Genomic DNA, 21,158 nt, shown 5'->3' on the forward strand with positions numbered 1-21,158 from the left:
AAATATTTCCGGAGGAATTGACATGGAAAAGACAAGAGCAATTAAGGACAAGCGTTACGAAGAGCGTCATAAAGAAGAACGTAAGGCAAAGTGCATGGTTTGGGGAACGAGCGTACCGAGAGAGAAAGCCGAACAAATAAACGAGTTTTTGAAAAAGTACGGCTATACAAAGGTACAATTAATCGAGGCGGGCTATAAAGCATTATTAGACGAAGCTGCCGAGCATGATTTACCCCTTGCGAAAATCATGGATGGTTATGACGATTTCTTTGAAAGCGAGCTTGAACAATTTAAGAAAGATAAATAATATCTTTTTCGTCGCCGAAAATCAAAAATATCGGCGGCGAGACAGCGGGTCTTAAAAGATAAGAAAATCGGAGAACTCCCGAACTCCAAAAATTTTTTTGGAGAACAGAATTGGAAATAAAAAACACTACAAACAAATTGGCAAGAATGAGAACTATAAACGAAGCGCTTGCGCTCATCAGAAAGCAAGATCCCGATACGGCGGTAACGTATAATTTTATTCGTAAGTTATTGGACGGCGATAGGGTACGCCACTTCTGTTTTGGGTCGAGATACATTCTCAATTTTGACGATTTATTAAACGAACTCAATATGAACTAAGGAGGGAATATGGCAACATTCAGAAAGAGAGAAACGAAAAACGGTTTTACTTACGATATTCAGGTAAAGGTAAAAGACCGCAGTCAAAATAAAACTGTCACAAAGACTATGTCATGGCGTTCCGAATATCCTATGACGGAAAAGCAAGCCGAGCGAGAATGTGCGCGAGTGGCGGAAAAGTTCGAGGAAGATATTAAACGCATGTTTACGAGCAGCCTGCCGGATATTCCCGATTATAACGTAACGGTGGCGGAAATGGCGGAAAAGTGGCTTGAGCGTGTGCAGCACGACTTTTCCGTGGGGTATTATGAAATAGGCGTTGGCGCTGTGGCGTGGATGAATCGTTATATCGGCGGATATAAAATACGCGAAGTCACGCCGTATATCATTCAGGACTTTTTCGATAAGTTAGACAGCGAAAGATATACCACTTACACTGTAACGGCGAAGCCTGCATTTAAGGAAGTGCTTGAACGTAGCGGTATATCGTATAATAAATTCCGCACCCAATACAAATTAAATACTTGTTCGCTCGTACACTTAATAGGCGGAAAGTCGGTCAGCATGGAATATGCAAGCTGCATGGCAAAAGTATTGCGTGTAGATATAAACAAAATCTTTAAGATTGAAAAGACGGTGCGTCCCTATGCGGCGGCAACTATTGCAAGAGTAAAGCGCGCTACGAGGTGCATCTTTGCTATGGCGAAGCGGCAACGGCTTGTGGAAGATAATTTTGCGTCGGCTGATTACGTTTCCTACGGCAGAAAGCCTAAACGCAATATTAAGTATCTTGACGACCAACAAGCAAAGGAACTATTCGGCGTGATTATGGAGTACGATGATATTCGCGCCAAGACGGCAATTATGCTTGCGCTCATGACGGGACTTCGGCGTGGCGAGCTTGCGGGACTGGAATGGAAAGATATAGACTTTGTGCTTCATACGCTTAGCGTAAACCGCACTGGCTGTTATAGCAAAACCACGAGAGGCATTTACACTAAAGAGCCGAAAACAGAAGGTTCCATTCGCAAAATAACTATTTCAGAATTGCTTACCGAGCAACTCAAAGAATACAAGGTTTGGTATGACGCACAGCGTGAGAACTGGGGCGACCAATGGGAAAATTCGGACAGACTGTTTGTGCAGGAAACCGGCAAGCCTATCAATCCGAGTACGATACACTTCTGGTTAAAGAAGATGCTCAAAAAAGCTGACTTGTCCGACGTTACGCTTCACAGTTTGCGTCATACGAATATTACCTTGCAGATTGCGGCGGGCGTACCGCTTACGACGGTTGCAGGCAGAGCAGGTCATTCGCGCGTAAGCACCACGAGTGATATCTATTCCCATTTCATAAGAACAAGCGACGAGGCGGCGGCAACAGCGATAGAAGATATTTTTATTCCGCGTGCTGTGCAGGAGGGCTGATGTACATTCCGAGATTGCGTAAGATAGACGCCGTTCTGAAAGAGATGAAGCAATCCGATTCCGATACGGTGATTTCGCGGTTCTTTATAACCAAGCTGTTGAGAGATGGAAAAATAACGCCGCTCAAATACGGCGACGCTTGGGTGGTGAATATTGATGAACTGTACGGGTATTTGGGCGGCAAGCCTTTTCAGGACAAACCGTATATGCCACCGCCTAAACGCAACATTCAAAAGAGCGGCGATATATGGCGAACGTTCAAAGCGGAAGACCCGGATACGATAATCCGCAAACTGAACTTGCGTCTATTCATTAAAGAACAAGGTGGGTGGTATTTCGTCTCCTCGCTTGGGCGTTGGCTCATAGACGGCGATGAACTTATGCATCGACTAAATCCCCGCGGCGTAGATTGCCGTGCTGATATGCCGCGTTTACGGTGGCATGACGACACGGTGCGACGGTTTGGGTATTTGCATCAAGATATACCCGTAACTATGAGCATTGTAGAAAAAGCATTTCAATCTGATAACGTATTCAAAATCCAAAACGGACACCGTTGGATTATCAACTACGACCAACTTGAAAGGGAAGTTTATAAAATATTAGGTTGCGCACCAAATCAATAGCCGTTATAAAAAGTTTACAGCGGGTAGAGAAATCTGCCCGCTGTTGCTTTATATTTAATAATAGAATGAGTAATTTATATTAAAGTAATTTTGGCGTATTATCTAATTGTGAAAATTTGAAATCCGTGATATAATAAGGCTATAACATACGGCAAATGGCAGTCTAAAACTACCGAAAAATGGAGATAAGTAACGATGGACAAGATATTCCAAGGTGTAATTTATATATTAACGAATCCGTCATTTCCTGAATATGTAAAAATTGGTTATGCCAAGGACGTAAGGAAGAGAGTAAAAAATCTCAATGCATCATCATCTACGCCGTTTGCATTCCGGATATATGCTACATACGATGTTTTGGAAGAATTGGAAGACCTCAAACTACATTCTATAATTGATAATTTAAATCCTGATTTGAGAAGCAGGGATGAAATTGACGGAAAACAACGTGTAAGGGAGTTTTTCGCAATGACCAAAGAAACCGCATACGGCATTTTTGAGGCTATTGCGGAAATAAGTGGCACAAGCGATAGACTGCACTTGTGGACAGCATCGTTCAAAGAAGAAGCTGAAGAGGAACTTGCAGAAGAGAATCGGGATACTATTTTACATAATCATCATTTCAAGGAGATAGAATTTTCGTCTAGCCTTACAGGGAAGCGATACATATCCAAGGCGAGCGAAAAGGGAACTTTGATGATTGTTGATGCAGTGTCGGGTGAGGAAGTGCCGAATTTCTCAAAGCCGTCAAAAAAGCAAATTGTGGCACAAGCTTTGAAAGACCTTGGCGAAACAGTAGAAAAGGGACAAAATGATACCTTATATCAACTTGTTCACAGACTGGAAAAATTGGTTTTGTTGAAATGCAGTTAAATGACAAAAAGAAAATGGCTGACATGATTGTATCAGCCATTTTCTTTGTTCACTGGTGCGTCTGCCGAGGCTCGAACTCGGAACATCGCCGTCGGAGGGCGACGTTTTATCCAATTAGACTACAGGCGCAGATTGTTTTTGCGGAGAGCTTGTAAGCTATGCGCTAGGGTGTAAATTCGGGTGTAAAATTTTTATGCATTGTGGTTTTTGTTCCGAAAAAATTACCTACACCCACTATATATAGTAATTTTTTCGGAAAATGCCTGCGTAGCCGCGGAAAGTCGGAGGCCTTTATGGTATCCAATTCCACCACGGGCGCAAAGAGCGGGAAAAACTATGCGTAAGTATTGTATCACGCGGGAGCGAAATAGTCAAGTCTTATGAGGGGGGGGGGATTAGTCGGCGGATTGAGAGTCGCTCACGGAGTTGCGTTCGTAAAGTCGAAGGTTGAGTTTGGTGTAATTTACTTCGTCGCGTTTGTTGATGCGGTTGAGCATTGCGCCGAGAGCCATGGACGCGTACACTCCTTTTTCTATGCCGAAACTCGTAAGGCGTGGAGAAAGACGTTCGCATAAAGCGGTGTTGTCGAACCCTATTACCGAAACGTCGCGTGGGATTTCGTAACCGCGAGCGTGCAAAATATCGTAGAGCGCGGCGGCGGCTTTGTCGCAGTGGCATATAAATGCGGTGGGAAGGTTGTCGAAATTTATTTCGTAGGGCGAGTGTTCTATGTTGGCGTTTACATGCAGGCTTTCGTCGTGCGGAATGCGATACTTGTTGAGTGCGCGCAAATATCCGAAGTATCTGTCGGCAATCGAGTTGGAGAAAGATATATCGCCTATAAAGCCTATGCGGGTGTGCCCTTTTTTAATGAGATATTTTGTGAGCGAATAGCCGGCATAATAATTGTCTACGTATATATAGTCGAACGGATAGTCGGAAGAATAGAAATCTATGCACACAACGGGGTTCTGCAATTTCCGCAATCCGTTGAGCATTTCGTAGGAAAGCTGACCGGAAACGAAAATGCCCGAAATGCCGCGTTCGGCGTCGATAGACTTGAGCGTGCCGAAAGTGGTGGTGGGAATATCGTGCACCACGAGCTCGAGCGTTGCGCCGAGTTTCAAACATTCCATATTAAGGTGCTGATAAATTTCGGAATAAAACTGTTCGTCGCGGCTGAGGATAAAATTTTTGTGTATCAAATAAATAAAACAGCGCGGCTTTAATCTATCGGGCATTTTGTAACCCATTTCGCATGCAAGTTTGATGATTTCGTTGCGTGTTTTTTCGCTCACGCCGTGCTGATTGTTGAGCGCTTTGTGAACGGTAACGGTAGAAACACCCATTTTTTTGGCAATAGTTTGCATTGAAACTTTTTTCATTACCTAATTACTCCGTGGGGGATTGCTAATATTATATCAAAAGGCTCGAAAAAAATCAAGGATAAAGAGCCTTTTTTGCGTTTTCGAATAAAATTCGGGCAAATATTTAGCTTATTACAAAAATATATGAAAAAAATTAGCTAAAAATCATTGACAAAATTCGGGGGGGGGTGATATACTGTTTTTGTAATCAAAAAACACAAACCTCGTACAAATAAGAATTAACGCGGATTAAATGAGTTAAACTAAAGGACGAGGAGAAAAAGCGATATCGACAATGGGAGAAAGTGATGGTTAAATACAGTTCGCAAAATCCTATAATAACGCCCGAGGCTGTGCCGCCGCTCGGAAAAAATTTCCGAGTGATAGGCTCGTTTAATCCGGGCGTTACTTTATTCGAGGGCAAGCCGCTTTTGCTCGTTCGCGTTGCGGAGCGGGCGGAGAGCGGCGAGCGTGGAACGGTTCACGTGCCCGTAGCCGATAACGGGAAAATAAAACTGCTCAGTTTCGATACGTCGGACGAGCGGTATGATTTTTCGGACGTGCGCACCATACGCGGCAAAAACCGCAATTATCTCACGAGCATGAGTTTGTTTATGGTGGCAACGAGCGAAGACGGCGAACACTTTACTCTTCACCCCGAGCGATGCCTGATACCCGACGGCGAATACGAAAAGTTCGGAGTGGAAGACCCTCGCATCACGTTTATAGACGGCGTTTATTATATCACCTATTCGGCTATATCCGATTGCGGCATATGCACGGTGCTTGCCCGCACTTCCGACTTTGTGAATTTCGAAAAGATGGGAAACATATTGCACCCCGACAACAAGGACGCCGTATTGTTCCCCGAGAAGATAAACGGAAAATATAATATGATACACCGACCGTCAACGTCGGCGTTCGCCTATCCCGAAATGTGGATAGCGGAGTCGGATAACTTGACTTATTGGGGTAATCACCGCCGCATTATGACGGTGCGACAGTCGGGATGGGACAGTGCGCGCATAGGGGTGTCGAGCACGCCCATGCGAGTGGAAGACGGGTGGTTGGTGCTCTATCACGGTGCGGACGAAAACGACCGATACTGTTTGGGCGCAGTGCTTTTGGACTCCGAACGCCCCGATATGGTGCTAGCACGAACGGTTAGTCCCATAATGGAACCGATAAACGCTTACGAGCAAAAAGGATTTTTATCTAACGTGGTTTTTGCATGCGGTTGCATACGCAGCGGAGATATGCTTCGGGTATATTACGGCGCGGCGGATAAATACGTGTGCCTTGCCGAAATATCGGTTTCACAGATACTCAAACAGCTCAAGGAGGGAAAGTAATATGTCGCTTCCCAATGTGCAAACGCGCCGACCGTTCAAAGAACGCGTAAAGCGGTGGGATATAGTCAAAAACCGATGGATTTACTTACTGCTGTTGCCGTCGCTTATATTCATGCTCGTGTTTGCGTATTTGCCCATGATAGGCATAGTAATAGCGTTCGAGGATTACGACCCCATGCTCGGATTTTTCAAATCGGCATGGATAGGAATGGAAAATTTCAAGTTTTTCTTCTCGAGTTCGAGTTGGCTGCTCGTAACGCTGAACACGCTGTATCTGAACGCGCTGTTTATAATAACGGGTACTGTGGGTTCGCTGATAATCGCCGTAGTGATGAGCGAGATTAAAAACAAGTGGTTCACGCGCGTTGCGCAAACGTTCATGACTCTGCCCAACTTTGTGTCGTGGGCAACAATCGCGTTGTTTTCTGTGGCTTTCTTCTCGGTAGACGGAATATTGAACAAAGCCGTAACGGGAATGGGCGGCTCGTCCATACCGTTTTACTCTTCGCCCGATATGTGGCCGCTTGCGTTCGTGCTTATAAGGTTGTGGAAGGGAGCCGGCTGGGGAGCGATAGTATATATGGCGGCTATACTCGGAATAGACAAAGAGATATACGAGGCGGCGCGTATAGACGGTGCAAGCAGATTGAGGTGCATTTTTAAGATTACGTTGCCGCTTATAAAAAACATAGTGATACTGATGTTTATAATGAGCATAGGCAACATCTTCAAGGGCGATTTCGGCATGATATATCCGTTTATAGGCGACAACGCTCTGCTATATCCCACCACCGACGTTATAGACACTTACGTATACCGCGCGCTGCGCACGTTCACAAACTACGGGCGCACCGCCGCAATAGGACTTTATCAGTCGGTAATGGGCTTTGCGCTCGTGCTGTTCGCCAACTGGCTTGCTCGGCGTCATTCGCCCGAAGCCGCGGTATTTTAGGATAGAGGAGGTAAGAAAAAATGCAGAGGCAACAATCGCTGCTTAGCTCGCCCGTAAAGAGCAAAATAGGCAAAAGCACAGGCGACAAAATAATGCTTGGCGTGTTCTACGCGTTTGCCGCGCTGTTTGCCGCGGCGTGCCTTTATCCGTTTTTTCAGGTGCTGATATCGTCGTTCGCCGACGAAACCACGCTCGTGCGAGAGGGGTACAAACTCATACCGAGCAAATTTTCGCTCGACGCTTACAAAACGCTTTTCAAGTCTAACGATATACTGTTTGCGTACGGTTTGACTATAGGCGTGACGGTTGCGGGTACTGCCATAAGCGTGCTTGTTACCGCGCTTGCGGCGTATGCTCTTTCCGGCAAAAAGCTCAAATACCGCAACGCCATAAACTTTTTATACTATTTCACAATGTTATTTTCGGGTGGATTGATACCCTATTATATTCTCATAACCAACTATTTGCATCTTAAAAACAATTTGCTCGTGTATATATTGCCGTCGGCGTTCAACGTGTGGAACATGTTTTTGCTCAGAAACTTTTTCAACGATATTCCCGAAGCGTTGGTGGAGTCGGCAAAGCTCGAGGGCGCGAGCGAATTAACGATAGCGTTCCGCATAGTTCTTCCGCTTTCTCTGCCCGCTCTCGCCACGATAGGACTGTTTTCCGCCCTGTCGTATTGGAACGAGTGGATGGCGAGTTCGCTTTATATGGACAACGAAAAATTCTACCTTTTGCAGTATCATATAGTGCGAATGGTAAACAGCATATCGGCGGCGAGCAACCTCGGCGCAAGCGGACTCGCGCCGGGAATGGTGTCGGTGCCGGCAAACACGCTCAGACTGGCAACCGCCATAGTAACCATAGGACCTATAGTGCTCCTGTATCCGTTTTTGCAAAAGTATTTTGTGGCGGGGCTCAGAGTGGGCGGCGTAAAAGGCTGAAACAAACAAGATATATCTTAAGGAGGCAAACAAAATGAAAAAACTGCGCAACGTAATTTGTTCGATACTTGCCGTGCTCATGCTGTTTTCGGTAACGGCGTGCGGCGACGGCGCGGGTAGCGGCGACAACAGCTCCGAAGTTCGCATATTTTTGTGGAGCGATACGGGAAGCACGCCCGACGGTTTCGACGAAGTGGTGAACTATTTCAACACGACTTACGGCCCCGAACTCGGACTTACCGTAAAGTTTACTTTCGATACTCAGGACCAGTACAAACAAAAACTCAACCTCGCCATGTCGGCAAAGCAAAATAATTACGATATGGTTTTCGACGCAAACTGGATATATCTCAATCAGTTCGCGCAAAAAGGTTACTACTACAATCTGTACGATTACTTTAAGGAAGGAAGCAAGTACGAGGGATTGAGCGCGAATTTCGACGACGAGTATCTCAAAAACAATTTCTTCAATAACGGACTGTACGGAATACCGCTCACCGAAACTTTCGGCGAGATATCCGTGGCGTATATCCGCAAAGACTGGCGCAAAGAGTGCGCCGCCGATACGGCTTACAAAATGCCCGACGGCGTGAAATACAATTCGTCCAACAAGACCGTAACTTACGCCGACTTAACCGACGGAATAGACGATTTCGACGAGTTGCAATACTATCTGTATTGGGTGCGCGACCATAAAGCGGGCGTAACTCCCATACTTTCCAACAGCAACGCGACTTGGGGCGCGTGGGACGTAATCAACTCGCGCAATCTGCCGTCGCACTCGGCGGGCGACTTTACCAAGGCGGGAATTAAGCAGGAAATAGTGCTTTCGGGCGATATTACCGCCACGGCTTATATAGACGAGGGCGAGGTGGTTGCGGCTAACGTGACCGACGAGCGCGAAGACGCTCCCAAAGGGCTTTCGAGCTATCCCGCGGGTTTCAACACCTACGACAACAAATGGCAGGAAGATTACGAATTTGCGTACAAATGGGCGCAAGACGGTATAATATCCAAAGACGTGCTGTCGGTAACCGATTCGGACGCGCGGTTCAAAGCGGGTACGGGCGGTTGCGTAGTGCAGACTATAAACAATTTCAACAACGTGGAAGCCGCGCTCAAAAGCCAGTGCGGCAATGCGGCGGAACTCGAGATATTCGTAAACGAGCAGGCGTTGCGCGAGAAAAAGGCGGGTTACGCCCGCACCGACTTTAAGGCGTGGAACTTTCTTTGCATACCCGTAACGGTGAGCAAGAACAAAATGGAAAAGTGTCTCACGTTTATGAACTGGCTTTTTTCGTCGCGCGAAAATCACGACTTGTTCCAGTACGGCATTAAGGGCAAACATTGGGACGAAGCCAAAGACGGCAACGGAAACGCGATAGAAAACACCGTTGTGCAGTCGCTTGGGAACGCTTATCTGTTCCCCGCATATCTGTTGACCTGGAACCCCAACTATATTCGCGTTAACGAAGCGTCCGACCCCAAAGTGCGCGAGTATATGGAATACATGTATGACCGCGACCGCTACGTAGGCATACCGTATTCGGGATTTTCGTTCAACCACCAGCGCACGCAGGAGCTTCAGACCGCTCTTGCCAACGCCAAAATAAGCGAGAACAGAGCGAAAGAAAAAGCATATATGCTCGGACAGATATCCGACCCCATAAACAAGTGGAACGCCGAACTTTCGCAAAGGTACGACGACTCGTCGCTACAGTCGGCTCTCACGGTAATCAAGAACGAAGTAATATATCAGTTGCAGCAATTTATAGACAGTCAGGGCTGAAAAGCTGCGAGCGAGAAAACACGAGGAGGCGGCGAGTAATTGAAAAAAACGGGAATACGTATGCTGATATGGGCTCTTATATGCTCGGTAGCGTTAGCCGCAACCGCGGTAACGGCTCATGCCGACGAAATAGTGCCCGACAGGTACGAGATAGCGTATTATGCCGGCGAAAGCGACTTTTCTTTGTATATAGACAAAGAGGGCAAACTGTATTCGTCGGGCAATAACGGCAGCGGACAGCTCGGGCGCGGCAACGCGGGAACGGAAGCGCGGATAGTGCCGGCGCAAATTCTCGACGGAGTGAAAGAGGTTAAAACGGGGCGCGAAGGCTTTGCGCTCGCGCTCAAAACCGACGGAACGGTATACGCTTGGGGCAACAACCAGTACGGTCAGCTCGGAAACGGCGCGGGATTTTCGTCGGAAGCGGCGTATAACGCAACGCCCGCAAAGGTGGAATTGCCCGAAAAAATAAAGAGCGTGGCGGCCGGCGCGAGAAATTCGTTCGCGCTTACCGAAAACGGCGACGTATACTCCTGGGGAAGCAACCAGCACGGTCAGCTCGGCACGGGCGGCGAAACGGGGCGGCAGGAAGTTGAGGGCACGCCCGTAAAGCTCGCGCGTGAAAATTTCGGCGGCGAAGCCGTAGAGGAAATAGCGTGCACCGAATACGCGGCGTTTGCCCGCACCGCAAGCGGCAGCGTATACTCGTGGGGGCGCAACCAACACGGTCAGCTCGGCTCGGGTAACGAAGACGTTGCTTACAAAGCAGTTACTCCGCAAAAAACCTCGCTTGAAAACGTAACCAAAATTTCGGCGCGTTCCACAACCGCAATGGCTCTTGCGGGCGGCGAGGTGTATGCTTGGGGTCAGAATAACTTTTATCAGCTCGGAATAGGCGAAGCGGACGGCATGCAATATTCGGCTACGCCCGTAAAAGTGGATAAATTCTACTCGCCGAACGGCGAAGAGGAGAGCGTTACGGCGGCGGATATTCTTTGCGGCGGAATAACGAATTTCGTGATTTCCGCAGAGGGCGACGTGTACTCGTTCGGAAGCGGCGGCGACGGCAAATCGGGCTTTCCGCTAAGCTCGCTCGGCGAAAGCGCACCCGTAAGTCTTAATAACGTGTTGCGTCCCGTGAGAATTACCTTTTACGAGCCGCGTTCCATTTACGATATTACCGAAAACAACAAGACGGAATTTCAAGGCTCTTTACCGGTGGATACCGCAACGCCCGCGCAGGTGAAAATCACGGCGGGAATAGGGTCGTCGGGCGACAGGACGTTTTGCCTCGACGAAAACGGAAAAATGTGGAGCTGGGGCAACAACAAAAACGGCTTGACGGCGAGCGGCGATATAACCAACTGCACCGTGCCCGTGCGAGCCACGCTTTACCGCAATTCCAACTACGACAAAACGGTGGAGCAAAAAAACTATCTCTTAAAGCCCGCAATCGCGCTTATTATCATATTCGGCTTGGGCGCGGCGGGACTGATATATTTGGAAATAAAGAAGCGGATAGGGCGCAAACGCGCGCTTGCCGAACAAAAGTAAAAAGAAGTTATTCGTATCCGAAAGGACGATAACGATAAAAAAATTTTTTGAAGGAGAGGAGAAATGAAAAAATTCAAGACGTCGCTTATAGCAACGATTTGCGCGATATTGCTCGTATGCGGTTTTGCGCTCGTAGGTTGCGGCGACACAGACGACGGAGAAAAGGAACTTACCGCGCTCGACGCGCCCACCGGGCTTGTGTTTGAGAACGACGCGGTAAAGTGGAACGCCGTTCCCAACGCTAAAGAGTATACCGTATCGGTTAAACAGGGCGACGTGCAAGACGTGAGCAAAATAGTTGCCGAAGCGTTGTTCGATATGAAAGATTTCGCCGCGGGCGAATACAAAGTATCGGTGAAAGCAAACGCCGTTGCGGGCGCGTTCAAAGAGTCGGCAGAGTCCTCGATAGACGTTACCGTAACCGAAACCGAGGGAAGACTGCCCACGGTTACGGATATAGTATACGAGGCGGGGCGCGAGCTTGTGAGTTGGTCGCCCGTATCGGGAGCGGATTTCTATGCGGTTGAGGTAACGAAGGGTACGGAAGAGGTGTATTCCAACGCCGAACTCGTGGAAACCGAAATAGATACAACCGCGTGGCCGAGCGGAAACCTTGTAGTTAAAGTGCAGGCTTGCGTGCTCGAAGAAACCGAAGAAATCGCGAACGGTCGCTTCGGCAGAGGAAACATAACCATAGAGTCTATGGGCGAACTCGCCGCACCCGTCAATCTCAAAATAGAGGGCGGCGAAATAAAGTGGGACGAAAACAACGCTCGCGGCTACAAAGCGGTTATCAAAAACAAGGCTAACGGCGCAACCGTAGACGTTAATACGCAGTTTGGCAAAAACTCGCTCAAAGTTGCCGCAATGGGACTTTCGGACGGCAGTTATATAGCTGAAATTCAGTCTACGAGCAATCGCCACAACACGACCGAAAGCGCGGTTGTAAGCAAGGAGTTCACCGTTGAAATTGCGGCTAAATTCCTTCCCGACGATATCGCTTCGTTCGACGGCAACATGCCTCGCGGCGAGCACGGCAAGGCGAGCAAAGTAACGGTGAACGGCACCGATTACGCCCGCGTTCAGCCCACCGCCGACGGTTGGGGACGCGTTTGCAGTCCCGACGTAACCGTTGATTGGGACTCAAAACCCGTTGTGTTCTTGGAAATGGGCGACGTTGTGGGCGGCTATCACATGGAACTTTTCTACAACGGCAACAAAGTCAACTGCTTGCGCGACACTCAAAACACCGAGTCCGCAACAGTGGATATAATAGCTCAGGTTGTAAAAGAGGGCGGCGACGCGGAGGACTATACCGGAATGCGTTCGGTTGCGCTTAGATTGGGAGTGGACCACTCCACAACCACCACCGCGAACGACGCGAGCGCGGACTACAAGAGCGTTACGGTTATGTACGTAACCGACTATAAGCAAGGACTCACCGAACCTACCAAATTGGCTACGCCCACGGGCATGACCATTGATGCGTTCGGAGTAATGAGCTTTAACGGTGTGCGTTTTGCAAAACGCTACGAGGTAACGGTAAAGAACAAAGACACGGGCGCACAGGTAGGCGAAAAAGTTTCGCTCAGCGCAACCGCATTCGATTTGAAAGGTTTTGCCGCAGGCGAATACAAACTTTCCGTTGTTGCGGTTAATCCGCTCGACGCGAACGCGCTTGACAGCGACGCGGGCGTATTCGACTTTAAGGTGGAAGAATTGAAATCTTACGCCGCCGAACAAATAAGCACCGCCGAGGGTGGAATGTTCGTTTCCACCGGTAACGGCGTGCAGGCAAAATACGACGCCGCAAGCGGGCTTTCTATAATCAACGAACCCGTAGAAACCACAGACCCCGAGAACTCCGACGCAGAGCCTACGCTCAGCGTGAAAGGTTGGGGCGCGATAGGAATGAAAGACGGCGTTTCGGTAAACTTTACTCGCAATCCCATAGTGCTCGTAACGGTAGCCCGTTTGGAAGGCGGCAAAGCGTATTACGCAAAAGCGTCGTGGGACGGTCAGGGCGAATTCAACACCAACAACGATACCGTGGCGGATATAAGTTCCGAAACCGTGCTTGCCATTCGCGGCGGTTGGAATTCGGATAATAACCAGCTCGGAGTAGGCGAAAAGAACGGCTTTAAGTTCCAGTTCGGCGTAACGGGCGGCGGCACTACGGCATATCTCAAAGGCATCAAAATTGTACAGATTTACGCAACGGGCGCGCTTCCCCGTCCCGAAACACCTACGCAACTTGCCCGCCCTACGGGTATGAGCATTCACGACCGCACAACCGTTAAGGCTAACGCGGTTGCGGGCAACGCCGAATACGCTCCCACGTATCGCATTAAGGTTGCCGAAAAAGACAATCCCGAAGCGGTTGTAGCCGAGCTTACAAAACAGGAGCTTCCGCAAATCATGCTTTCGCGCCTTGAGCTTACGAGCGGCAAAACCTACACCGTTTCCATAGTGGCGGAGGGCGATACGTACTCCGACGATACCAAACCGTTCTTTGCCGACAGCGAAGCCGCAACGATGGATATAAAATACACTCGGCGGCTCGTTGTAGACGATTTCAGCAACTACACGGCGGAACACGTGGGCGGCGGCAACACCATAAAAGCCGAGCCCGACGGAAAGGCTCTCAAGATTTCTTCCGATAACGATTGGGGCATGCTCAAAATGGCGCTTCTCACCGGCGACCTTGCCGATAAGAACGGACTCAGCGAAATAAGCGCACTCGAATTCCATTTCGGAGAGGTAACCGGCGGTCCTGCGTTCACTTCGAGATATTTCCATTACGAAACCGTTGAAGATACCGAAAGCGGCGAAGAAAAACAAAACCTCGTTTGGAAAGACGGCAGAGGCGATACCTCAATAGCTACGGGCGATATTATCGTGGAAACCAATCTTTTCGAACGCGTAACGTTTACCACGTTTAACGGCGAAAACGGGTTCTTGCTCGGCATAGGCTTCGGCGGCGCAAACAGCGAAAATAATACGAGAACTTATCAGATTACGAAAATCGTAATTGCCGATTACGAAGAAATCAAGGCATAAACGCAATTTTCGAAAGAGCAAGCCGTTCGACTTGCTCTTTCGATACTGTAAAATTCGACTGACGGAAATGGTATCGCAGAAGATACCGAAGGATGCGGCATGAAAAAGAAAATGATAACGGCAATGCTTATAGTGAGCATATTGCTCTCTGCGGCGGCGGGCGCGACTACGTTTGCGCTGCCCGCTCAAGCGGCGGCTACCGTGGATAAAAAGATAAGTTTTATGCAGGAACTTACTTTGCCCACCGAAGAGCAATATAAATATAAGGATTGGAAACAAACCACTATAGACTTTTTGAACTATGTGCTCGACGAAAGCAACGTGTACGACGAAGACGGCAAAAACCGTAAAATCGCGCGTTTTACCGTGGGCAAAAACATAGACGCGTACTTTGGCGAAACGGGGAATCAGGTTTGGAGCATACCGCCGTATATCGGTAAAAACAGCGATACCCAAATCGGCGAGGGCATAACCGTGATAGCCGCCGTAATGAGCGGTGCGCTTTGCGGCATGGATATGACCAACTACGAATACAACGGCAACACGTTTAATCTCGTAAAATCGTGCACCGAGTATTTTCAGGCGGACAACAAACTCAACGTGGTTCTCAACGGCGGCGCAGGCGGCGAGGGCGGCGTAACTTTTTGGTACGAGCTTTTGCCGGGCGTGCTGTTTTCGGTGCTTGCGGACAACGCGCCCACCGAAACGTATTTATCGGATATGATAACCAAATCCGCTCGTCAGTGGCGCAAGGCGGTTGTGGGCATGGGCGGCGCAAGCGCGGACTTTTACCACACATCTTACAACCTGATTAAAAACGAGCCGTTCGACGGCAACTGGTACGAACCCGACGCGGCGGCGGGCACGGCGTATATACTGTATTCGGCGTATGCGCTCAACAAAAATCTCAAAGCGGAAGGCAAAACTCCGTATGCGACAGATGCGGAAATAGCCGAGTTTTTGGAAGCCGCAAAGTGGAGCATGGACTATCTCGAGCGCATAGACTTTTCGCCGTTTTACGAGGTTCTCACCTTTTTGGCGCCCTATCTTGCCGCGCGTATGAACGCCGAGCAGGGCACCAACTACAACGTAGCCAAAATGATTAACTGGACTTTGGACGGCTCGAGCCGCGTGCGTTCGGGCTGGGGCATGATAAACGAGAATTGGGGCGCTCATTACACAAACGGCTTAATGGGTTCGCTCACCGACGGCGACGGTTACGCGTTTGCGATGAACACCTTCGACGCAATGCTCGGCTTCGGTCCTATGCTCAAGTACGACGCCCGTTTTGCCCGCGATATTTCGCGTTGGGTGCTTTGCGTGAGCAGAAGCGCACAGGAATACTATCCCGAAAATTACGACCTCACGGGCGAATACAAAACCTACGACGGGAACAGAGTGTGGCACGGCTATACGCAGTCGGGTCGTTGGTTCGGACCCGACGACGAACGCGCTTCGTTTCTGCCCTACGAGGGACTCAGAAAATACCGCCGTTACGTGGTGTGGAAAGACGGCAAGCGCACCACCGAGTGGGATAACTCGCGCACTCCTTACGCGAGCGGCGACGCGTTCACGTTCGACTGGGGCGGCGACACCGATTACGGCTTATACGGAGCGGCTCATTCGGGCTTGTTCGGCGCGACTATTTTCGCGACCGACGTGCCAATGATACTGCGCACCGACTTGAACGCGCTCGACGTGTTCGGAGCGGGCAGTATTCCGTTTAACATGTATTACAACCCCTACGAGGAGAGCAAGACGGTAAGCGTAACGCTTTCTGCGGCGGGCGGCAGGCTTTACGACACCCTCGAAAAAGACTACGTTTCGGCGCAGGGAAGCGGAACGGAGGTGAAAATTACGCTTAGCGCGGGGCAAACGGTGATATTGGCGGAAATACCCGCGGGCAAAGAGGTGGTTAAAAACGGGTCGGTTTATTCTTGCGACGGCGAGTTTATAGCTCAGGACCGCGGAGCGATAGACCTTACGCTCACTACCGACGGCGGCGAGACTGTTTCGGCGGGCGACAGCGTTTCGGGTACTGTGAAAGCCGATTTGAAAGTCGAATTGCCCGACGGCGCGGCTGTTGACAAAATAACTCTCGATTTCGGCGGAGTAATGCTGTACGGCGGCAAGACCGCGCCGAGCGCACCCGTTTCGATAGACACCGAAAAACTGCGCAACGGCGTGGGCACTATGACCGCCACTCTTACGCTTGCGGGCGGAGTGGTGGAAAAGTCGGAAATAAGCGTGCGCGTGATGAACGTGGTTAAATCTCCCGCGCTCGAATACGCCGACGTAAGCGAAATGCAGTCGGCTTGGAGCGAGGCAACCAAACAATGGCACAACAGTTACCCCGACAGCGACCACGTTGCAACAACCTCGGTGAGCGGAAACTCCATGCGGGTAACCATACCGCAAAACCGCAATTTCGGCTTTGCCACGAGCGAACTGTTTTATATAGACTTTTCGCGCGAGCCCGTGCTCGAACTCAATGTGACGGGCGCGTCCAATCAGTACGCGATTAAAATCTACGTAGACGGCATGGAAGAACCCACGGGCACGTATGTGGTGAAAGACAATTCGGCTACGGGAAAAATAGAACTTTATATAAACGAAGAACTCAAGAAAGAGGACCGCACGTTTTTCCGCGAGGGTGCGCATTTAAGCTCGGTGCAGATTGCCGCAACGGGCGGCGCCGGCGCGTGGGTGGAGGTTTCGGACGTATCGGTTTACCACATGTATTCCACGCCCGTGCTCGAAGAACCCGACTCTTACGAATGGGGGCGCGAGTTCGCGGCGGTATGGATGAGCATGTGGACGCCGAGCGGCGGAACTCTTTCTTACAACAACGAAGGCAAAACCGAGATAAGCGGCGGCGCGGCGTTAAGCCCCAAAATTTTCTGCGACCTCGGGCAAAATCCCGTAATATCGCTCATGCCCGTATCCAACACCCCGTATTACGTGGGCGTGATTTTCGAGGGCGATGACACCGTGTACCGTTTGGGCGAATACTCGGGCTCGGAGCGCAGAAATATCGAAATAATGCCCGCAATGCGCAGTAAGTATCCCAACGTGGAAAAGAGCGGAACTCCCAACGTGCGCATAGTTGTGGGAAGCGACGACACCGTTGTGTTCGGAACGGTAAACACCTATTACCAACTGCCGGTTTGGGGCACAACGGTTAAAGACGAAGCGTGGCTCGACTTTGTGAAAGCGCAGGGCGGCGCGGCGGCTTCGCTCACGCTTGACGCAAGCAAACGCGCCGTAATCAAAAACGACGACAACGTTTCTATTCAAACGAGCATAGGCGGCATGAGCGGAAAGTTTATAGTGGACTTTAACCGTAACCCGCAGCTTGCCATAAGAGTTATAAGCGTGTCCAAAAACGCGCAGTGGCGCGTAACGCTCAAACCGTTTACCGAAAACAAAACTTACGTTTTGCGCGGTTGGAGTCAACAATACGATTTGCGCAATCCGTTCACGGTAAACGTGGCGGAAGCGGTTAACAACGCTTTGCGCGGCGAACAAAACGTATACGTAAATATAGAGGTAAAGGGCGGCGGCAACTCCATAACCGTGCGCGACCTCGCCACCTCGTATTCTGTGATACCTCCGCAGTGGGGCAACGTGTACACGCGCGAAATCGCAACGTGGGAACGCGGCGAAAATCCGTCGAGCGTGAGCGTTGACAACGACGGCAGAGTTACCGTGCGCGAGGCGGCGGCGTTCAGCAACGGACTTTATTCTTCCCGAATTTCTACGGTGCGCGAATATCTTCCGTATTTGGTTCTCGACGTGGAGAGCATAGAAAACGGCGGCTGGTACGTAAACGTGACTACCGCGAGCGGAAAGTTCAACTACGGCGGCAAATCGGGCAGTACGCAAACGGGCAGAGTGGAAATAGACCTCGGCACGCTGTGCGGCTTTGCCGAGGGGACGGAGAACGAATTTTCGATAGAAATAGGAGCAACGGGCGAGGGCTTTGCGCTCACTCTCAACTCCGTGGCGTTTTTGCACAAACTCAAAATGCCCGAGGCTTCGTTCGACGTGAACTCCAACACCGTGAAAGTAACTCTTTCGGAGGGCGCAACGAGATACTCTTACACCGTGCTTAACTCCGAAAACAAAAAAGTGGGCGAGGGGCGTTCGGAGTCGGCGAGCATTTCGCTTTCCGCGCTCGGGCTTCCCACGGGCGTATACAATATGTATATAGTAGCCGAAGCGGACGGTAAAATATCGTCGTCGCCGCGCAGAAGAGCGTTTAAGCAAGGCGACGTGCCGTCGGTAACTCTCGGAAAACCCGCGAATATCAAAATGCAAGGTTCGGCGATTGTGTGGGACGAGGTGGAAAACGTAACCGCGTATTCCTACAAAATTACCGACGCCGACAACAACAAAGTTATTGCTTCGGGCGAAACCGAGCAAGCCCGCTTCGACCTCGCCTCGATTGGGCTTACCGCGTTTAACCACTCCGTGGAGCTTACCGCGCTCGGCGACGATGCTGTTTATCTCACGGGCGAAACGGTGCGCTTCGAGTTCTTCACGGGTGTTGCCGCAAGATTTACGCCGAGGTCGTTCGCAACCATGACGAGCACCAACAACGGCGCGTACGGCGAATACGACGCCGAGAGCGGCACGGCAAAAATAATCGTACCCAACAACGCCAACTGGGGCAACGTGGCTTCGCTCGCGTTCACTCTCGATTTCGACAAGAGCCCCGTGCTCGAAATAAAATTCGGCTCGGAGAATTTGGGCGGATACTATTTGCAGATAAACATAGACGGCAAAGTATATTACCTGTGCGACAACACGTTTGATTTTTCGGATATTATTCTCGATATAGGCGGTGTGCTCGCCTCGAGAGAGGACGGACCTTCGGAACGCATAACCGGCAAGCACAACGTGCGCATACTGTTCGGCGCAACGGGCGACGTCATAACAAACTCGCCCGTGGTGAATATTCGTTCGGCGCGAGTGATTGAAATGACCGAGGGGCGCGGCACGCCCGTATTCGGCGAACTCGCAACTCCCACGGTGAGAGTGTCGGGTAAAACCGCGAGTTGGAACGCCGTGGAGCACGCAACGAAATACAGCGTTGTGATACGCAACGAGGTGGGCGTTCTCATTTCCGAAACGGTTACCGGCACGAGTTACGATTTCTCCGTTTTGGCGGTTGACGGCGAATATGCCATAGAGGTTACCGCAATCGGCGACAACTATTACAACAGCGACACCGCGGTGGTGGTGTTTATGCTCGGCGCGGACGACGGCTCGCAAAGCGGATGCGGTTGCGGTTCGGCATACGGAGCGGAGTTCACGATTGGCGGCGCGGCACTGCTCGCGATATCCGCCGCAATACTTGCAAGGAGAAAGAAAAGAAATGAAAACAAATAACAGTAATAGCGCGAAGTCTTGTAAAGAGCTTTACGAAGCGTTCGACCGCTCGCAGGTGAAAGGCGCAAAGATTTGCACGTTCGAGGGCGTGGACGGTTACGACGTATACAATCCGTCTGTGCCGTTCACGCTCGGCGGCAAACGCTATATCGCGGGCAGAGTGGAGAAGCGACGGGACGAACGCTCGCACGTGCGCTTCTTCGAAGAAAAAAACGGCGTATTTCACGCCGTTCCGTCTAAGATACTCAATTTGCAAGACCCGTTCGTTTCCATAATAAACAACGAGGTGATTTTGGGCGGCGTTCAGGTGGAGTATTTCACCGACTACTGCATTTGGACCACCGAGTTTTACCGCATGAAAAGTCTTGAAGATATAGAACTTATAACTCGCGGACCCAAACTTATGAAAGATATTCGTCTTGTTCAGCTCAAAAACGGAAAAATAGGAGTGTTTACCCGTCCGCAGGGGCAAAAAATGCTTGACGAATACGGTTGCGTTGCCAAAATCGGATTTACGGTTGCCGACAGCCTTGCCGACCTAAATCCCGAAATGATGGAGTCCGCTCCGTTTATAGAAGATATTTTCAAGCCCGACGAGTGGGGCGGCTGTAACCATGCCATGCTGTTGGAAAACGGAGAGTTGGGCGTTGTGGGGCATATAGCTTCCCGCACCTACGAGGGCAAGGAACAGAGGCTTCATTACTACGGCATGGCGTTCCGCTTCAACCCCGAAACGCTCAAGGCAAGCGCCGTTAAGATGATAATATCGCGCGACTGTTTCCCCGCCGCGGAGGGCAAACGCCCCGATTTAACCGACGTTACGTTTACCGCGGGCATAGTGCCCGATTGCGGCGGCAAAGCCACGGTTTGGTCGGGACTCGGCGACGTGAACGTGGGGTGCGCCGAAATTCCCGACCCATTCGCGTAATACTTTGTAACAGAATGTAATAATTTATAATAGTTTATAATAAGGTTTGTGTTCCATAGGGAGAATATGAAAAACAATAAATATCAATCGAACGCACCTAAAAGGACAAGTCAAGGTAACAATGTAATTGGAATAGCAGAAGCTGTTCCAATTTTTTATGATATAATGTGAGCTTATATCAAAGACTAAAATATACAAATCTCAAGTGTAGGCCTATTGATTGACATTATATTATAGTGTGATTATACTTAATACCGTAAA

14 protein-coding genes and 1 tRNA gene are annotated in these 21,158 nt (G+C 49.8%); 13 read left to right on the forward strand and 2 right to left on the reverse strand.

Annotated elements, in window-relative coordinates; translation table 11 throughout:
• Nucleotides 1-22: 22 nt before the first annotated feature.
• The 5 genes from NFR55_RS02300 to NFR55_RS02320 all read left to right on the forward strand — a co-directional run bounded on the left by NFR55_RS02300 (nucleotide 23) and on the right by NFR55_RS02320 (nucleotide 3,554).
• Complete coding sequence (locus NFR55_RS02300; protein WP_251545828.1) at nucleotides 23-307, forward strand: hypothetical protein; 285 nt, start codon at nucleotides 23-25, stop codon at nucleotides 305-307.
• A gap of 146 nt (nucleotides 308-453) precedes the next feature.
• Nucleotides 454-627, forward strand: a complete 174-nt coding sequence (locus NFR55_RS02305) for a hypothetical protein (RefSeq protein ID WP_251545830.1) — start codon at nucleotides 454-456, stop codon at nucleotides 625-627.
• 9 nt (nucleotides 628-636) lie between these two features.
• Entirely contained in the window at nucleotides 637-2,055 is a 1,419-nt protein-coding gene (locus NFR55_RS02310) for a tyrosine-type recombinase/integrase (protein WP_251545832.1), read from the forward strand.
• Nucleotides 2,055-2,681 carry a hypothetical protein gene (locus NFR55_RS02315; RefSeq protein ID WP_251545834.1) on the forward strand — a complete coding sequence of 209 codons (627 nt, stop codon included), beginning with the start codon at nucleotides 2,055-2,057 and terminating at the stop codon, nucleotides 2,679-2,681. Before NFR55_RS02310 ends, NFR55_RS02315 begins: the two co-directional genes overlap by 1 nt.
• A 195-nt stretch (nucleotides 2,682-2,876) precedes the next feature.
• The gene (locus NFR55_RS02320) at nucleotides 2,877-3,554 is read left to right on the forward strand and encodes a GIY-YIG nuclease family protein (protein ID WP_251545836.1); all 678 of its coding nucleotides are present in this window, start codon (nucleotides 2,877-2,879) and stop codon (nucleotides 3,552-3,554) included.
• A gap of 53 nt (nucleotides 3,555-3,607) precedes the next feature.
• On the opposite strand, the gene NFR55_RS02325 is transcribed toward NFR55_RS02320, so the two are convergent.
• Together NFR55_RS02325 and NFR55_RS02330 are read right to left on the reverse strand one after the other, a co-directional pair.
• A tRNA-Arg gene (locus tag NFR55_RS02325) sits at nucleotides 3,608-3,683 on the reverse strand.
• A 266-nt stretch (nucleotides 3,684-3,949) separates the two neighbouring features.
• Complete coding sequence (locus NFR55_RS02330; protein WP_251545838.1) at nucleotides 3,950-4,939, reverse strand: LacI family DNA-binding transcriptional regulator; 990 nt, start codon at nucleotides 4,937-4,939, stop codon at nucleotides 3,950-3,952.
• Nucleotides 4,940-5,229: 290 nt separating this feature from the next.
• On the opposite strand from NFR55_RS02330, the gene NFR55_RS02335 reads away from it, so the two are divergent.
• The 8 genes from NFR55_RS02335 to NFR55_RS02370 all read left to right on the forward strand — a co-directional run bounded on the left by NFR55_RS02335 (nucleotide 5,230) and on the right by NFR55_RS02370 (nucleotide 20,897).
• A complete protein-coding gene (locus NFR55_RS02335) occupies nucleotides 5,230-6,273 on the forward strand; it encodes a glycoside hydrolase family 130 protein (RefSeq protein ID WP_251545840.1) in 1,044 nt (347 codons plus the stop codon).
• Nucleotide 6,274: 1 nt separating this feature from the next.
• The gene (locus NFR55_RS02340; RefSeq protein WP_251545843.1) at nucleotides 6,275-7,225 is read left to right on the forward strand and encodes an ABC transporter permease; all 951 of its coding nucleotides are present in this window, start codon (nucleotides 6,275-6,277) and stop codon (nucleotides 7,223-7,225) included.
• Nucleotides 7,226-7,245: 20 nt separating this feature from the next.
• A complete protein-coding gene (locus NFR55_RS02345; RefSeq protein ID WP_251545845.1) occupies nucleotides 7,246-8,172 on the forward strand; it encodes a carbohydrate ABC transporter permease in 927 nt (308 codons plus the stop codon).
• Between the two features lie 34 nt (nucleotides 8,173-8,206).
• Nucleotides 8,207-9,961 carry an ABC transporter substrate-binding protein gene (locus NFR55_RS02350; RefSeq protein ID WP_251545847.1) on the forward strand — a complete coding sequence of 585 codons (1,755 nt, stop codon included), beginning with the start codon at nucleotides 8,207-8,209 and terminating at the stop codon, nucleotides 9,959-9,961.
• Between the two features lie 39 nt (nucleotides 9,962-10,000).
• A complete protein-coding gene (locus NFR55_RS02355) occupies nucleotides 10,001-11,515 on the forward strand; it encodes an RCC1 domain-containing protein (protein WP_251545849.1) in 1,515 nt (504 codons plus the stop codon).
• A gap of 63 nt (nucleotides 11,516-11,578) precedes the next feature.
• Complete coding sequence (locus NFR55_RS02360) at nucleotides 11,579-14,575, forward strand: hypothetical protein (RefSeq protein ID WP_251545851.1); 2,997 nt, start codon at nucleotides 11,579-11,581, stop codon at nucleotides 14,573-14,575.
• Between the two features lie 99 nt (nucleotides 14,576-14,674).
• Nucleotides 14,675-19,969 (forward strand): hypothetical protein, encoded by a 5,295-nt coding sequence (locus NFR55_RS02365; protein WP_251545853.1) that lies wholly within the window; start codon nucleotides 14,675-14,677, stop codon nucleotides 19,967-19,969.
• The gene (locus NFR55_RS02370; RefSeq protein ID WP_251545855.1) at nucleotides 19,956-20,897 is read left to right on the forward strand and encodes a DUF1861 family protein; all 942 of its coding nucleotides are present in this window, start codon (nucleotides 19,956-19,958) and stop codon (nucleotides 20,895-20,897) included. The genes NFR55_RS02365 and NFR55_RS02370 overlap by 14 nt, the downstream gene beginning before the upstream one ends.
• Nucleotides 20,898-21,158: the final 261 nt, after the last annotated feature.

Source organism: Pumilibacter intestinalis (genome assembly GCF_943193005.1).
GTDB lineage: Bacteria > Bacillota > Clostridia > Christensenellales > Pumilibacteraceae > Pumilibacter > Pumilibacter intestinalis.

What these genes read in the sequence shown, in the direction of transcription:
- NFR55_RS02305 (WP_251545830.1), top strand. Translation starts at nt 454, where the DNA reads ATGAGAACTATAAACGAAGCGCTTGCGCTCATCAGAAAGCAAGATCCC.
- NFR55_RS02370 (WP_251545855.1), top strand. Translation starts at nt 19,956, where the DNA reads ATGAAAACAAATAACAGTAATAGCGCGAAGTCTTGTAAAGAGCTTTAC.
- NFR55_RS02320 (WP_251545836.1), top strand. Translation starts at nt 2,877, where the DNA reads ATGGACAAGATATTCCAAGGTGTAATTTATATATTAACGAATCCGTCA.
- NFR55_RS02350 (WP_251545847.1), top strand. Translation starts at nt 8,207, where the DNA reads ATGAAAAAACTGCGCAACGTAATTTGTTCGATACTTGCCGTGCTCATG.
- NFR55_RS02340 (WP_251545843.1), top strand. Translation starts at nt 6,275, where the DNA reads ATGTCGCTTCCCAATGTGCAAACGCGCCGACCGTTCAAAGAACGCGTA.
- NFR55_RS02310 (WP_251545832.1), top strand. Translation starts at nt 637, where the DNA reads ATGGCAACATTCAGAAAGAGAGAAACGAAAAACGGTTTTACTTACGAT.
- NFR55_RS02365 (WP_251545853.1), top strand. Translation starts at nt 14,675, where the DNA reads ATGAAAAAGAAAATGATAACGGCAATGCTTATAGTGAGCATATTGCTC.
- NFR55_RS02300 (WP_251545828.1), top strand. Translation starts at nt 23, where the DNA reads ATGGAAAAGACAAGAGCAATTAAGGACAAGCGTTACGAAGAGCGTCAT.
- NFR55_RS02330 (WP_251545838.1), bottom strand. Translation starts at nt 4,939, where the DNA reads ATGAAAAAAGTTTCAATGCAAACTATTGCCAAAAAAATGGGTGTTTCT.
- NFR55_RS02315 (WP_251545834.1), top strand. Translation starts at nt 2,055, where the DNA reads ATGTACATTCCGAGATTGCGTAAGATAGACGCCGTTCTGAAAGAGATG.
- NFR55_RS02360 (WP_251545851.1), top strand. Translation starts at nt 11,579, where the DNA reads ATGAAAAAATTCAAGACGTCGCTTATAGCAACGATTTGCGCGATATTG.
- NFR55_RS02335 (WP_251545840.1), top strand. Translation starts at nt 5,230, where the DNA reads ATGGTTAAATACAGTTCGCAAAATCCTATAATAACGCCCGAGGCTGTG.
- NFR55_RS02345 (WP_251545845.1), top strand. Translation starts at nt 7,246, where the DNA reads ATGCAGAGGCAACAATCGCTGCTTAGCTCGCCCGTAAAGAGCAAAATA.